This window comes from Pantoea sp. BL1 (genome assembly GCF_000963985.1).
GTDB lineage: Bacteria > Pseudomonadota > Gammaproteobacteria > Enterobacterales > Enterobacteriaceae > Pantoea > Pantoea rwandensis_B.
On record NZ_JZRH01000041.1, the window covers coordinates 1 to 14,038 of the forward strand.

Here is a 14,038-nt window from a genome sequence, read left to right on the forward strand (position 1 = left end):
CAGGCGGTACAGGCAGACGTCGCCGCGCTCCGCCAGGCTTGCCGGCCAGATCATCGCCGCGTTCCCGTCCTCAACGTAAAGCTCGCCTAGCGGTTGCACCACGGCCCAGGGCGCACCCAGCATACGCCGCAGCTGTAGGATCTCCAGCGCCATGGCCACAGCTTCCGCTTCATAGTTGCCCGGATTTTCTGCGATTTGATTCAAACGATCTTCACTGAGCATTATTGACTCCCCTCTCAGTTATTCCCTCTTGCACTGATAGCCTGCCAGCGGATTGTCGGATACGCACGACAGGTTCATGCTAAAGACATCTGTGGTGCTGATAAGTGTTCTAACCCGCTGCCTTTACGAAATTTTTACGAATAATAATGTGCCGATAGCTTGCAGAGTCCGCAACCAGTTCTACGCTGGGCAGACCAGTGAAAAAAGTCTTCCAACTCTAAAACAACAAAGGCGAAAAAGATGATTCTTAGTGAGTTTATGTTGAGGTTAAACCGCTGGCCTCGCATGCATTTCACAGCAATTGAAAGCGAGCAACGTGATACCGGTATTGAGATTTATGCCATCGACTGCACAAACCAGACCAAAAGCCGGCTGCTTATTTACCGCACGCCCGATACACAACACGCGTCCGCAATGATGACGCATTTCATTACCTGGCTTGAAAAAGCGAATCGTGGCAGAATTCTGCGGTATGAGAAGGCTTAAATACCGGCTGTAATGGCAGAGCAGCCAGCAACCAACCTTACCGCATCCTCCTAATCCTGTTGGGCCCGCTTTGGGCCCTTTTCTTTCCTGTATCTCAAACAGCCTCTCGGGTCTCCGGCCAGGCAACAGCCGCGCCTTCTGCAGTGAACAGAGCACCCTGGAAATCAGTGACACCAGCTGCCTCCAGCCACATCCACTCCTCCGGCTGTTCGATACCCGCAGCAATGACGTTTATCTCCAGCGCTGAACAACAGCGAAGCACCGCGTGTACCACCGCCTGACGGGGACCGCTGCGGTGAATATTGCGCACGATCGCTGCGCCGATGCGCACGCGGTCCGGCTGGACGTGCGCCAGCAGAGACAGTCCTGCCGAACCGTCACCAAAGTTGTCGATAGAGATACTGATACCCGCTTGCTTCAGTTGGCGTACCGCCTGAGTGAATGATTCCAGCTGAGAGATAACCTCTGTTTCACTGACGCCGAGTATTATTTGCTGCGGCACCAGCTCAGCACGGTCAATTGCGTTAATGAGCCGGCTGACGGCATCCGGAAGGTTAACCAGCGTCATGGGCAATATGCTGACGTATAACATGATGTCGTCGGGACACGATCTGCCTGCCTTGTCCAGTGCCTCTGTGACGACGCTTAGGTTATACGCATACAGCGCTTCGCCGGTTAGTCCATCCGGGGCGTCATCGGGTATGGCCTCGATGGCTGTGACTTCACGACCCAGAGGATCAACCACCGGGCGGAAGGTAACGCCCACAGCCGGGGTCGAAGGACCGTTCTCATCCGGTACAAAGTCCCAGTAGTCAGCGGGCAAAACCTCGAAGTAGTTTTCTTTCTCACGGGCTTCCACGAAGGTGCGTAAGAACTGCAGGCCCCGATCGTCGTATGTCAGACGATATTTAGACGTGCCGCGGTCAAGCACCGCCTGCAGCACACTGCCGCTGTCATGGCGGCGCAGGTCAAACAGCTCCATACCATGGTTGCCGAAGCGGCGCGACGGTGAATAGTCGCGCATCAGCTCAACCACATTGTGGTGACGCCGGTCGGCGCAGATACGACCATAGATGTCCTGCACGCCCTCCTCCGGGCCCTCAAGAATCTGAAAGAAATGCGTGCCGTTAAAGAGCAGGATCCCCGTGACCTGATGCCGTGCGTTGAGCAGGCTGGCTTTCTCAACCATACCCGGCAGGATGTTGATGGGTACCTCATCGGCGAGATGGCTTCGGTAAATAATTGTTGTAAGCATTTCTGGCTCCATATTACCGCAGATTGTCACAGGCACCATAGCAGTTGGCTGACCATTCTCAAACCGGACCGGTAGTCACCCTCACCACACCGCGACTTCAACGACCCAGACATCATTAAGCCTGTTTGTCCTCAACACCGGCATTAATTCATGAGGGTGCCGCGCTTCGCAAAGCCAGTACGTACAACAGCAAAGCATATGTACACAAAGTAATATCTTTCGATTTGAGCGCCTCCGGCATGCGTTTACCTCAAATCCTAATCAACAGTACTGAATCTGCGCGCCGCGAAAGACTCAAGGTTACGGGCAGCACACCCCCACATTCACGCAGACAAAATCTGATGGATAGAACAGCCTGATTTAATTATCAGCGAATCAATTCATCAGGCCACGGTTAATTCTTAGTGGATTACGTAAGTAGATTTTTTGCTTGAAGGGTCCAATAAACTCAGCAATTGATACAAATTATTACGAATATAGCTTTTTCAGAATTACCTACGGGCACTTTCACCATCTGCGACTACAGTGTGACGTGAGGCTGTCATCAACGTGAAATGGAGGTAGTTAATTTGTCTAATCATCACGACGGGAAAGGGCACGTCATTATTGGCGAAGCGGCATTGAGCCTTGCGCTGGGTGAAAAAGAGATAAGCGTACAATCGCTTATTGCTGAGCTTGGAAGCATGGCACAAGCCGGCGGCAGCGATAACCGGCTCACGGAAATATCGGAAGCCAGAAGTTGGCTGAAAAGCTTCCATGAGCCTGATCAGGCCGTCCGGTATCTGCCGTACCTGCAGACTTCTGCAGACCTGAACGACGAGAAGAACTGACGCCAAAGGACGTAGTCCGGCTCTGGCCGGAAGACGACGATGAAGATGACCTCACCGGTCTCGCCAAGGCGTGCACCGGCCGGAGAACCTGTCAGGGACGACACCCTCCGCTTATTACGGCTTATATCACTTTAAAAAATGAATTTCACTACCTGACGTCCCAGCATACAGTATCTCTCTTAACCGGAAGGAAACACGTATGTCCCAGTTTTATTACCTTCTCAATGCAGGACAGCATTACCAGTTACACGCCAGAGGATGCGTATGCCTGGCAGATCATCCGGAGCGTCAATTTCTGGGGTCTGCCCTCACCTATAGGCACGCCTATCAGATTGCATCGCAACGTCTGAATGTATGGGCCTTCATCTGTCGCCTGTGCATCGATGACAGTATGTCCGATACACGGGACTCTTCGCTCACACTTCATGCGCGTTGACTTTTTTTAATCCTAAGTCACATTCCGATAATGATTCACGCCCAGTAAAGTAACGCAGCTAAACTTAATGTCGTCTATTTAAGGTGACGGGAATAATCATGTCAGAACATTGTATTCATTATGTAGCTATACCGCTGCCAGGTCATGAAGACGAAGCACCTGGCGGCAATCATGATATTCCACCTGACCGTATATTCCTTTACTGATTGAACAGCCATCAGACTGTTTTTTCCCGCGCATGTTTATCACCACCGCTTAACGCGATACACTGTATATATCCCCAATAAGCGGAGCGCATCTGAAAAACGGAAATGAAATAGATGACCTTATGCATCAGTCTGTGGCGGTCGCGCTGAAACAACTGCTGCGTCCAAACGGGGCCGTACATGTGCATGAACTCATCGCTGCCCTCTGGCGCCTGAAGGAGTCCACCCCGGACAAAATAACGCGCGACTCCTGTGAGCGGGCCATTAGGTTACTGGCAAAAAAACTCAACTGAAATTATGCGGCGCCAGCCGCTTTCAGACACCGGGATCGTCCGGCGTAAATCCCACGACCAATTGGAGCAGGACGCGCAGGGTTTCCTGCCTTTCGGCGTTAGTTTCAACCATGAGCTGATTCATGATACGCCGCATAATGGTTTTGTTATTCACCGGTACCCCTATGTAAATTAGGCTGCGGATCATGTTATCCAGCGCTTCTTTCTGTAATGCATAACGGTCACCTTTAACCATAAGGCATGCCTGTATGTGTGCAACCGTATTTGTTTCTCTCATGCTGTGATGATCCCTGAATGCTCGCGCGATTCGCGTTGGTTTAAATTACGCATTGGCTGGATAAAAAGTTAAAGATTATAGCCTTGCAGTCATAAATACTGCCGCTAAGGTTAAGTATATGGCAGTAAATGTATTGCGGAACCAGCAAGCACAGATTCAGAATAAGCGGCTATATGGGTAAGTAAAATCCTGGCACTGACACATACGAAAGCGACAGGCATAACCGTACCTGCCGCCACAGTGTGTAGTTATCTTAAGTCATCGTCATCTGCCATCAAGCGGATGGTACTTTCCTGCGATGTAGTGCCTGAATGGCCTGCATCTGGTAAAAGCCAGCTATCTTCGCCAGTTGATTTAGCGCTCATACTACGGTGTACTTAATGGCTCCCCTGATTGCCTGGTCTCTCGAGTGACTACTGTCCGCCTTAAGCATCGCGGCCAATTCTGAGATAAGCGCATCGACGGTTATATCCTGGTCACGCACGGCTAGATTGACTGCTGCTTCACCAATAATTGCGTGACCGGTCATGTCTTCGCTGTACAACACGTTTACACCTCGCTAATGAATTAGAGAAAATTATTTACTACACCATTATTATAGCATTAACCTCCCTAATTATATTATTCACCCGATAGGTTATGCCTATTTAAAGATGTAACTCAATGGAGGAACTTTTCTTAACCTCTCTAAATATGTGAAATATATGAATTATTATTGCATGTAACAATCTTATCATTTATTTATAATAATGGTAGACTGGGGGTGATTTAGAGTTTTCTATTGTATAACAATCAATTATGACATTAAGGGGTCAAAATTTCTCAATGCTTATGTAAACGACTTAAATAAATGCCTGGCGTCATTAATGATGAGGTGACTACCCGAATAAAGTCTTAACTAGCATAAGTAAAAGCAATTTAATAACGCGATGTAATAGCAATGCAAGATTAACTGCCCCTCCTCGTACTTAATATTCCCTCGTCGGTACTAAAGATCAGTGAAATAAATCCAGTCTTCACTTTAACTACCGCTTCCGGGGGAGTGAGCCAATACTCTGTTTGATCTGAGCAGAACTCAGAAGAGACATCTGATGATGAGAGTAAGAGGACTGACTACATAGCTGACACAGTGCTTAAGCCAGCTATGGTTAAGTGTTTGCCAGTTTTCAGACACGAACTGCGGGAGTGGGAGCCGGTTTAGTCAAGCACCCTTACCTGAGATGATAACTACGGTGTAGGTATCCATGTCTCTGCTTCGCTATCATCGGGATAATAGTAACCATTCGGTATTGATTGAAGTTCAATCAGGCTGCCCCACGGAGCCTGAAAGTATACGCTGGCATTATTTTCTGTATCTTCATGACGGGAGTTCCCATGTATTTCTGAAAGAAGCCTTCCTCCCGCTGCCCTAACCCTTTCCACCGCATAATTTATATCGTCAACGTAAAGAGAGATGTGATTCCAGCCAATATCCTGCAGCCTTACAGGTTGCTCCTGTTCTTCACTTTTTATCTCAAAAAGCTCAAGATTTGGACCATTACCAATCCGTAACAAGCGCTGCTTGATAATCATTGACCCAGAACTTAGGCCTAATTGTTTCTCTGTATCTGCCCCCTGTCGTGGATGATCATGGTCTGTTAGGCCGTCATAGACAAACCTCGCGTCCAGCGCCTTCTGTAAAAATTCAGTTGCCATTTGCAGGTCGGGAACGGTAAGCCCTACATGGTTTATGCCCCTGCTTGGCGCGCGCGTCGGTATATTTTCCATACATACTCTCCAGTTAAAATTATGATAACTTCTACAAAGAGTAGTACTTTTCTGCCCAGTGAGCGGCGCCATAACTCATTGACACCCTTTCAATTCAAAAAAACGTCCTGCCAAATCATTAGAGGTCAATTACAATGCTCCTTGAAAAGCTCATGTGGCTTGAATGCAGCCTTCACGGTGAAAAACGCAACGACCGGAATTGGCTCGAGCATCTTCTTCATCCTGAATTCCTGGAGATTACACGTTCAGGCATGATGGTCGATCGCTCAGACACGATCATGTCGCTAAAGAGCGAGAAAACTTCAAGTCCAATCGTAAGCAGCAATTTCCGGCTAATCGAAATAAGTGAAAGTTGCGTAATACTTCTTTACCATACGTCTGATGCTGACGGGAGCCGACCCGCATTACGTTGCTCTTACTGGCTAACTTCGAAAGAGGGCCAGTGGTCTCTGGTTTTCCATCAGGGTACGCTTATAGCAACTGGTGCTTAGTGAATTAACAGCACTGTTATGTTCTGGTGTGATGCCCGGCACGTTCGAATATGAAATGAGTTCGACGGGTCGGTGCAACACAACCCTCACCAAAATGTAGGGTAAAATTCTGAGTACTGTGGTCTTTTAAATCAGGGCCTAATATTCAGGTTTCTCTCCAGGCAGAGGTTCTGAAAGCTCCTGACCTTCAACTCCTGCGTAAAAAAAACCAGTTCAGCCCCCAGTTCGGACGTATACCCGCGATGTGCGCTATTTACCGTTTCATTAATCGCCTCACCCGCTTTAGCGCGATATGTGACGCCTGTATTCTTGTTTTCAATCGTCAACTGTCCCGATAGAACGTAGGCCGTGTTAGGTATGGCATGTGTATGCCAGGGCAGTTCGGTATCAGGAGGTAGAGACATACGCATAACCGATATGAGTGGCTTGCCTTGGAGATACGCTTCATAAGACTGCTTATTCCATGCTGCCCCACTCTGTAGAACAAGTTTATGTTCGATCTTATCCGAACCTTTATTTGGGATCAGCTCTGCGTTTGCCATTGTCTATCCTTTTAATCGTGTATTTTCATGTTTTCAGACAAAAGTTTAGCAGAGGCCGAAAGATTGCTTTTTAAGCTCAACGCCAAAACAGCTCCAGAGCCGGACATTGAAAATTCATATTAATAATCAGATTGGAACTGGAATTCGTCGCCGTAATCCGTACCATACGCGACATACTTTTGCCTGCTGGCTTTTGACGGCAGGCGCAAACCCGTCTTTCATAGCGAATCAGATGGGACATGAGAACGCGCAGATGGTGTATGAAATCTACGCGACATGGATTGAAGAGATGAATGGCGAGCAGGTAGATATGCTCAACAGCAAACTGGCGATCTGAAATGACTTGCCCCCTGCATGCCCCTTTTGGTTTCTGAGACAGTTAATAATGCAAGAAAATCAAGAAGTAACAAAGAAAGAACAATACAACCTGAACAAGCTTCAGAAGCGTCTGCGTCGCAACGTGGGTGAGGCCATTGCTGATTTCAACATGATTGAAGAAGGCGATCGCATCATGGTCTGCCTGTCTGGCGGTAAAGACAGCTATACCATGCTGGAAATTTTGCGCAATTTGCAGAAGAGCGCGCCGGTTAACTTCTCACTGGTGGCGGTTAACCTCGACCAGAAACAGCCAGGATTCCCGGCGCATATTCTGCCCGCGTATCTGGAAGAACAGGGTGTTGAGTATAAAATCGTCGACGAAGATACTTACTCAATCGTTAAAGAGAAAATTCCGGAAGGCAAGACCACCTGTTCGCTCTGTTCACGACTGCGTCGCGGGATTCTTTACCGCACCGCCACTGAACTGGGTTGTACCAAGATTGCGCTAGGCCATCATCGCGACGATATCCTCCAGACCCTGTTCCTGAACATGTTCTACGGCGGCAAAATGAAAGGCATGCCACCAAAACTGATGAGTGATGATGGCAAACATATTGTCATCCGTCCGCTGGCCTATTGCCGCGAAAAAGACATCATCCGCTTTGCTGAAGCGCGCCAGTATCCGATCATTCCCTGCAATCTGTGCGGTTCACAACCGAACCTCCAGCGTCAGGTCGTTGCGGATATGCTGCGTGACTGGGATAAACGCTATCCTGGTCGTATCGAAACCATGTTCAGTGCGATGCAGAACATTGTGCCTTCGCACATGGCGGACATTAATTTGTTCGACTTTAAAGGCATCCAGCACGGCGATGAAGTGGTCGACGGCGGCGATATTGGCTTTGATCGCGAAACACTGCCGGTGAAACCTGCGGGCTGGCAGCCGGACGAAGAAGACGCGCCGGAAATGAGCGTTCGTCTGGATGTATTAGAAATTAAGTAATTGAGAGACGAATTAAAAACAGGCGCAGCGCTTCGGCTCTGCGCCTTTTTTGTTACCGATGGGGAGGCGGATCGGTGATAGGTGGAAACTCGGGATCGTAGGGAGGATCAGGTTCCGGAATCGGCTGCGGATGAGGAATCGGTTCTGGAATCGGTGGCGGATCGGCTGGAATGGGATCGCTCGCAATGAGTTCTTGCATGCCCTGCTCCTTATTGCTGAATGTCCTTAAAGCATAGGTAATGAAGCGCGGCCAAGCCAAGCGGGCAAAAAAAAGCCGGCGGATTAGCCGGCGTTGTACGAATCAAATGTGCTATGCAGTAATTCTAAAAAAGGAAGTAAGACAATATGGAGCGCAACGCCCATCGCTTGACGTTGCATTCACCTGCGAGAGAGAGTTTGCCCCTGTTAGGCGATCCACTTATTGATATCGATCAGGTTTTTCCCGCTTTTTTGCTTGCAGCACTTTATTTAACAGCGGGTTAACGCTTATAACCTGAGCCTTACATTACAACCAGTTGCGTCGTTTGAGCCATATCGCCACACCCACCACCATCACCAGCAGTAGTACGCAGAACGCGGTAAAGCCCAGCGGCCAACTCCCCCCCGGAATACCGCCAAGGTTGACGCCAAACAATCCTGTCAGGAATGTCGCAGGCAGGAAAATCATCGCCATCAGCGACATAGTATAGGTGCGGCGGTTCATTGATTCTGCCAGCAAAGACGCCACTTCATCGGCCAGTATCCCCGTTCGCGCTACGCCTGCATTGAGGTCATCCAGGCCGCGTCCCAGACGATCGGCAACGTCCTGCATACGACGGCGATCGTCATCATTCATCCATGGCAGTTTTTCACTCGCCAGACGGGCATAAACATCACGCTGCGGCGCCATATAACGACGCATCACAATCAGTTGCTTACGCAGCAGCGCTAGCTCACCGCGCGCCGGAACCTGCTGATCCATCAGCGCATCTTCCAGCTCGATGATTTTGTCGTGCATCTCTTCGATAAATTCGCTGGCGTGATCGGTCAGCGCATCGCAGACATCCACTAACCAGCTGCCGCCATCCACCGGGCCGTTACCGTTTTGCAAATCGGCCAGCACTTCATCAATGGCATACACCTTTCGCCGGCGCGTGGAAACAATCACTTTATCGTTGATAAACACGCGCATGGCGACGAGTTGATCGGGGCGTGAATCGGCATTGTGGTTCACGCTGCGCAGCACAATCATAAAGCCATCGCCTAAGCGAGTGACGCGTGGACGCATGCTGTCGCCCGCGAGTGCATCACGCACGGAATCGGGGATCAAAGGGGTATTTTGCAGCCACTCGGCACTTTGCCGTTGCGTGTAGTTCAGATGCAACCAGCACGGGCGCTCACAGTTGATCACATCTTTATCTTCAATCGGAATCATCCCGCCTTTGCCGTCCAGCTGGCAGGAGATAATCGCATCCGATACTTTTAGCGCTTTTCCTTCAATGACGTTCACTGACTCGCCTCACTATCAAAATCAATACGATACAGTCTAGCGTGGCGGCCACGAGTTGCAATCATCAGGCTGTGAGCAAAGATGACAAGGCAGAGGTGAGCATCCGCTGAAAGCGAGAGCGGCAACAACGTCACTGGAGGCACCTCCCTAATCCGTTGCACCGGTTAAGGAGACGCACACCATCACGCCACTCTGCTGATTAGCGTCGCTAAATCAGTGCTTTTCGATCCACAGTTCGCGGCTGTATGCGACATCTTCGGGATTGGTGATCGGATAACCTTTGACCCACGGTTTGATCAAGCGCCCGTTGGTATATTGATAGATCGGGGCGATCGGCGCCTGATCGGCAATGATCTGCTCCGCTTTGTCATAGTCGGTATTGCGTGCAGCCACGCTAGTTTCCATGCTGGCTTTGGTCAGCACCGCATCATAATCCGTGCTGTGGAAACGGGCGATATTGCCGGTGTGCGTTGAGGTCAACAAACTCAGGAAAGTGGACGGTTCATTGTAATCCCCGACCCATGACGCACGAATCACATCAAAGTTACCGCTGTTGCGGCTGTCGATGTAGGTTTTCCACTCCTGGTTTTGCAGCGTAACGTCCACTCCAAGGTTCTTTTTCCACATTGACGCCACGGCGATGGCAATCTTCTGATGGCTTTCCGAGGTGTTATACAGCAGCGTCAAATGCAGCGGCTTGCCAGGGCCATAACCGGCGGAGGTCAGCAACGCTTTTGCCTGAGCATTGAGCTCTTGCTGGCTGTGCTGCTGGAGATAACTTTGCTGCGGTGTAAACCCTGCGGTGACGTCCGGAGTGAAGTGCCAGGCCGGTTTTTCCCCGGTGCCCAGGACTTTCTCCGCGATGATGCGGCGATCAATGCTCCATGACAACGCTTTGCGCACGCGCACGTCGGCAGTCGGTCCCTTTTCCGTGTTAAAGGCGTAGTAATAGGTGCCCAACTGATCCGGCGTATACACCTGTCCCGGCAGCTCTTTTTTCAGCAGCGCATACATATTTTTCGGGAAGGATTCGGTGATATCAATGTCGCCCGCGCGGTAGCGTTTGGTCGCGCTGGACTCTTCATTGATAGGGATAAAGGTCACTTTGGTCAGTACGGAATGGCTATTATCCCAATAGTGTTGATTTCGTACCAGTACAATCTTTTCATTCACCACACGATCCTGCAATTGATAGGCGCCGTTACCCACCAGTTTTCCCGGCGCCGTCCAGCTATCAGGGTTTTGCTCAATCACCTTTTGCGGCACGGGATACATTGCGGCATTCGCGACCATGCTCGGGAACCATGGCACAGGACGTGACAATGTCACCTTAAGATGATTCGCATCAGTGGCTGTCACGCCGAGCTTATCGGCACTCATCTGCCCTTTGGTAATGGCATCCGCGTTTTCGATGCCACTCAGCGCGGCAAACCACGCAAAGGGAGAACTGTTTTTCGGCTCCACCAGGCGCTGCCAGCTGTAGACGAAGTCCTGCGCTGTCACCGGTTCGCCATTTGACCAGCGCGCATCTTTGCGTAGCGTGAAAATCCAGGTTTTGTTGTCGTTGCTGTGCCAGCTTTCAGCCACGCCCGGCACGATTTTTCCGTGTGCGTCCTGATTGGTCAGCCCTTCGAACAGATCACGCATGACCTGAATTTCTGGCAGACCCACGGCTTTCATTGGATCCAGAGAAGCAGGTTCGTCTTTAATATGGCGAACAATTTCCTGTGTTGGCGCTAACTGTGCGCCCGCGGGCACATTAGCGGCAAACACCGGTGAGAAAACACCAGCAATCATTACAGCGGCCAGCGTCTTGCGGAAAGTTAATTTCATCACCACTCCTTTACCCAAAAAAATGGCGACTGCGAAGAGGTCTGCGTCGCCAGCGTCTTTGGTGACTCTATCGCAAATTGCTGATTGATATATAGCTATTTCCCTGTCTGCTGTTTACCGTTATGTTGAGGCTGAATTGTCGGTCACATTTTTTAATCCTGAAGCGTCTGGCCATCCTGGCGCTCATTGCACGATTTCAGAGAGGAATGTCATGTCGTCACATCATCCCCGCCCGCTGCGCGGCAAACTCGACGCGGTCTGGCAACAATATGGGCAATCGGTGCTCGGTGCACCGCTGCTGTGGTTCCCGGCCCCGGCGGCCGATGCCGACAGTGGATTGATCATTGCCGGCACGCACGGTGATGAAAATGCCGCCGTCGCGACGCTATCCGGTGCAATGCGCACGCTGCCGGAGCCACTGCGCCGTCATCATGTGGTGCTGGCGGTGAATCCGGATGGTTGCCAGTTGGGGCTGCGTGCCAATGCGAACGGGGTCGATCTCAACCGCAATTTCCCGGCCGCCAACTGGCAAAATGGCGACACGGTCTATCGCTGGAACAGCGCAGCGGACGAACGTGATGTGGTGCTGTCGACGGGCAGCAGCCCCGCTTCTGAACCGGAAACACGCGCACTCTGCCAGTTGATTCATCAGATTAAGCCGCGTTGGGTGGTGTCCTGGCATGAGCCACTGGCTTGTATTGATGATCCACACCACAGTCACCTCGCGCAGTGGCTGGCTGAACAAACGCAATTACCGGTGGTGAGTAGCGTGGGCTATGCCACGCCGGGCTCATTTGGCAGCTGGTGCGACGATCTCGGCTTGTTGTGCATAACCGCCGAGATGCCGCCTATTTCGGTAGATGAAGCCACCGAGGTTTATCTTGATGCGATGATTAACCTGCTGCGCTGGCAGCCGCAGGTTTAAGCACGCCGTGTGAGAAATGCAGCGACGGCTCAACATCGGCAGCCAGCCAGGTTGGGCCGTCAAGATCGGCGAATTTTGCCAGCGGCGTGAGCGGCAGCGCGGCGCGAATCGCCCGTGAGGTGCATAACATACAGCCTAACATCACCGTAAACCCCTGCTGACGCGCCGCAGTGGCCAACGCCAGCGCCTCGGTCAATCCTCCGGTTTTATCCAGCTTGATATTGACCATCTCATAGCGCCCTTTCAGCTGCGCCAGATTCTCCCGGGTGTGACAGCTCTCATCTGCGCAGATGGGAAGCGGGTGCACAAAGTTTGCCAGCGCGGCATCTTCAGCCGCCGGTAGCGGTTGCTCCAGCATCGCGACGTTCAGGTCTGCCAGTAACTGGCAGCGCGCCGCCAGCCCTTCAGCCTGCCAGGATTCATTGGCATCCACAATTAGCGTCGCTTCCGGTACGGCAGTGCGAATTGCCACCAGGCGCTCACTGATTAAATGATGATCGAGTTTGATCTTCAGCAAACGCGCACCATGCTGCCACAACGCTAACGCACTGCTGGCCATCGCTTCCGGCGTATCAATACTCACCGTATGCGCAGTGATGATTTCCTCTGCCAACTCAACACCGCACAGCGCCTGCAAACTTTTATTCTGTTGCTGGCGTTCCAGATCCCATAAGGCGCAATCGAGGGCATTACGCGCGGCACCCGCCGCTAATGCCTGTTGCAGTTTGTCACGTGTCATACCGTCCTGAATAGCGGGCAACAGCGTGGCGATTTGTTGCAGCACCGAGTCTTCACTTTCGCCATAGCGTGCGTAAGGGGTGGCTTCACCCACGCCTTTCAGACCATCCTGTTCAATCTCGACCACCACAACATGCGCTTCTGTCCTGCTCCCGCGTGAAATAACAAACGGCGAATGCAACGGCCAGGCCTCTGGATAACTCTTCACTGTTCTCATTAATTCTCCTTAAATCCGTGGCTTAATTGCGATGTGCTTCTGCTATCGCGACGAAATGCGCTCGTAAACCCTTCAAAATTATGTCATAAACAAACGCTATATCTGCTCTGGCAGGCTTAATGCCAGACTTTTTCATCGCTAAAAGGAAATCGTATGTCTCAGAATGTTCACTTTCAGGGCAATCCGGTCCCGGTTGCAGGTCACTTCCCGCAGGCTGGCGAACAGGCTAAAGCTTTCAGTCTGGTCGCAAAGGACCTGAGTGACGTCTCCCTTTCTCAGTATGCAGGTAAACGCAAAGTTCTGAACATTTTCCCAAGTATTGATACCGGCGTCTGCGCGGCATCAGTGCGCAAGTTCAACGAGCGTTCCGGCGAATCCGACAACACTGTGGTGCTCTGCATCTCTGCCGATCTGCCGTTTGCCCAGTCTCGTTTCTGCGGTGCAGAAAACGTGAGCAACGTCGTGACCCTGTCAGCGCTGCGCGGTTCAGAATTTAAAGAAGATTACGGTGTGGCAATCGCTGATGGCCCACTGAAAGGCCTGACTGCACGTGCTGTGGTGGTGCTGGATGAAAACGACAAAGTGATTTACAGCGAATTGGTGAACGAAATCACCGAAGAGCCAAACTATGATGCGGCACTGGCTGCACTGAAGTAAGTAGTAAGATGATGTGATAAGGGCGCACTTTGTTGAAGTGAACCCCGAAAGTT

At 51.0% G+C, this 14,038-nt stretch carries 16 protein-coding genes; 7 read left to right on the plus strand and 9 right to left on the minus strand.

The features are described from left to right. Nucleotides 1-222, minus strand: a 222-nt coding sequence (locus tag VH86_RS18310) for a hypothetical protein (RefSeq protein WP_045833730.1), incomplete at its 3' end; no start/stop codon positions are given. A gap of 240 nt (nt 223-462) precedes the next feature. On the opposite strand from VH86_RS18310, the gene VH86_RS18315 reads away from it, so the two are divergent. After that, nucleotides 463-708, plus strand: a complete 246-nt coding sequence (locus tag VH86_RS18315) for a hypothetical protein (protein WP_045833731.1) — start codon at nt 463-465, stop codon at nt 706-708. 94 nt (nt 709-802) lie between these two features. Here the strand turns inward: VH86_RS18315 and VH86_RS18320 are convergent, their stop codons facing one another. Next, nucleotides 803-1,963: a diguanylate phosphodiesterase gene (locus VH86_RS18320; protein ID WP_045833732.1), complete on the minus strand. Its 1,161-nt coding sequence runs from the start codon at nt 1,961-1,963 to the stop codon at nt 803-805. A gap of 569 nt (nt 1,964-2,532) precedes the next feature. On the opposite strand from VH86_RS18320, the gene VH86_RS18325 reads away from it, so the two are divergent. Further along, nucleotides 2,533-2,793: a hypothetical protein gene (locus VH86_RS18325; RefSeq protein ID WP_045814436.1), complete on the plus strand. Its 261-nt coding sequence runs from the start codon at nt 2,533-2,535 to the stop codon at nt 2,791-2,793. Between the two features lie 957 nt (nt 2,794-3,750). Here the strand turns inward: VH86_RS18325 and VH86_RS18330 are convergent. Beyond that, nucleotides 3,751-3,963, minus strand: a complete 213-nt coding sequence (locus tag VH86_RS18330; RefSeq protein ID WP_045833733.1) for a biofilm development regulator YmgB/AriR family protein — start codon at nt 3,961-3,963, stop codon at nt 3,751-3,753. A 1,269-nt stretch (nt 3,964-5,232) separates the two neighbouring features. After that, complete coding sequence (locus VH86_RS18340) at nt 5,233-5,772, minus strand: VOC family protein (protein ID WP_045833734.1); 540 nt, start codon at nt 5,770-5,772, stop codon at nt 5,233-5,235. Between the two features lie 152 nt (nt 5,773-5,924). On the opposite strand from VH86_RS18340, the gene VH86_RS25215 reads away from it, so the two are divergent. After that, nucleotides 5,925-6,263, plus strand: coding sequence for a DUF4440 domain-containing protein (locus VH86_RS25215; protein WP_369800362.1), 339 nt, complete (start codon nt 5,925-5,927; stop codon nt 6,261-6,263). A gap of 131 nt (nt 6,264-6,394) precedes the next feature. On the opposite strand, the gene VH86_RS18345 is transcribed toward VH86_RS25215, so the two are convergent. Then, complete coding sequence (locus VH86_RS18345) at nt 6,395-6,805, minus strand: cupin domain-containing protein (protein ID WP_369800360.1); 411 nt, start codon at nt 6,803-6,805, stop codon at nt 6,395-6,397. Between the two features lie 106 nt (nt 6,806-6,911). Between VH86_RS18345 and VH86_RS25220 the strand changes: the two genes are divergently transcribed. Both VH86_RS25220 and ttcA read left to right on the plus strand, forming a co-directional pair. Beyond that, on the plus strand, nt 6,912-7,142 hold the full coding sequence (locus tag VH86_RS25220) for a tyrosine-type recombinase/integrase (protein ID WP_072050625.1): 231 nt from the start codon (nt 6,912-6,914) through the stop codon (nt 7,140-7,142). Between the two features lie 48 nt (nt 7,143-7,190). Continuing rightward, nucleotides 7,191-8,126 (plus strand): tRNA 2-thiocytidine(32) synthetase TtcA, encoded by a 936-nt coding sequence (gene ttcA, locus VH86_RS18355; RefSeq protein ID WP_038646755.1) that lies wholly within the window; start codon nt 7,191-7,193, stop codon nt 8,124-8,126. 52 nt (nt 8,127-8,178) lie between these two features. Here ttcA and VH86_RS25920 read toward each other — a convergent pair whose 3' ends face one another. The 3 genes from VH86_RS25920 to VH86_RS18365 all read right to left on the minus strand — a co-directional run bounded on the left by VH86_RS25920 (nt 8,179) and on the right by VH86_RS18365 (nt 11,448). After that, on the minus strand, nt 8,179-8,325 hold the full coding sequence (locus VH86_RS25920) for a hypothetical protein (protein ID WP_197080228.1): 147 nt from the start codon (nt 8,323-8,325) through the stop codon (nt 8,179-8,181). Between the two features lie 306 nt (nt 8,326-8,631). Further along, nucleotides 8,632-9,615, minus strand: a complete 984-nt coding sequence (zntB, locus tag VH86_RS18360; RefSeq protein ID WP_038646752.1) for a zinc transporter ZntB — start codon at nt 9,613-9,615, stop codon at nt 8,632-8,634. Between the two features lie 213 nt (nt 9,616-9,828). After that, nucleotides 9,829-11,448, minus strand: coding sequence for an ABC transporter substrate-binding protein (locus VH86_RS18365; RefSeq protein WP_045833735.1), 1,620 nt, complete (start codon nt 11,446-11,448; stop codon nt 9,829-9,831). 211 nt (nt 11,449-11,659) lie between these two features. On the opposite strand from VH86_RS18365, the gene mpaA reads away from it, so the two are divergent. After that, the gene (gene mpaA, locus VH86_RS18370) at nt 11,660-12,373 is read left to right on the plus strand and encodes a murein tripeptide amidase MpaA (protein WP_045814423.1); all 714 of its coding nucleotides are present in this window, start codon (nt 11,660-11,662) and stop codon (nt 12,371-12,373) included. Here mpaA and ycjG read toward each other — a convergent pair. Beyond that, nucleotides 12,342-13,328 (minus strand): L-Ala-D/L-Glu epimerase, encoded by a 987-nt coding sequence (gene ycjG / locus VH86_RS18375; protein WP_045833736.1) that lies wholly within the window; start codon nt 13,326-13,328, stop codon nt 12,342-12,344. The two genes, mpaA and ycjG, sit on opposite strands and share 32 nt — an antisense overlap. Before the next feature lie 153 nt (nt 13,329-13,481). Between ycjG and tpx the strand changes: the two genes are divergently transcribed. Beyond that, entirely contained in the window at nt 13,482-13,985 is a 504-nt protein-coding gene (tpx, locus tag VH86_RS18380; protein ID WP_045833737.1) for a thiol peroxidase, read from the plus strand. The last annotated feature ends 53 nt before the right edge of the window (nt 13,986-14,038 follow it).

Excerpts from the sequence above, each read along its gene's own strand:
- VH86_RS18315 (WP_045833731.1), top strand. The coding sequence starts at position 463 with ATGATTCTTAGTGAGTTTATGTTGAGGTTAAACCGCTGGCCTCGCATG.
- VH86_RS18320 (WP_045833732.1), bottom strand. The coding sequence starts at position 1,963 with ATGCTTACAACAATTATTTACCGAAGCCATCTCGCCGATGAGGTACCC.
- VH86_RS18330 (WP_045833733.1), bottom strand. The coding sequence starts at position 3,963 with ATGGTTAAAGGTGACCGTTATGCATTACAGAAAGAAGCGCTGGATAAC.
- VH86_RS18340 (WP_045833734.1), bottom strand. The coding sequence starts at position 5,772 with ATGGAAAATATACCGACGCGCGCGCCAAGCAGGGGCATAAACCATGTA.
- VH86_RS25215 (WP_369800362.1), top strand. The coding sequence starts at position 5,925 with ATGTGGCTTGAATGCAGCCTTCACGGTGAAAAACGCAACGACCGGAAT.
- VH86_RS18345 (WP_369800360.1), bottom strand. The coding sequence starts at position 6,805 with ATGGCAAACGCAGAGCTGATCCCAAATAAAGGTTCGGATAAGATCGAA.
- ttcA (WP_038646755.1), top strand. The coding sequence starts at position 7,191 with ATGCAAGAAAATCAAGAAGTAACAAAGAAAGAACAATACAACCTGAAC.
- VH86_RS25920 (WP_197080228.1), bottom strand. The coding sequence starts at position 8,325 with ATGCAAGAACTCATTGCGAGCGATCCCATTCCAGCCGATCCGCCACCG.
- VH86_RS18365 (WP_045833735.1), bottom strand. The coding sequence starts at position 11,448 with ATGAAATTAACTTTCCGCAAGACGCTGGCCGCTGTAATGATTGCTGGT.
- mpaA (WP_045814423.1), top strand. The coding sequence starts at position 11,660 with ATGTCGTCACATCATCCCCGCCCGCTGCGCGGCAAACTCGACGCGGTC.
- ycjG (WP_045833736.1), bottom strand. The coding sequence starts at position 13,328 with ATGAGAACAGTGAAGAGTTATCCAGAGGCCTGGCCGTTGCATTCGCCG.
- tpx (WP_045833737.1), top strand. The coding sequence starts at position 13,482 with ATGTCTCAGAATGTTCACTTTCAGGGCAATCCGGTCCCGGTTGCAGGT.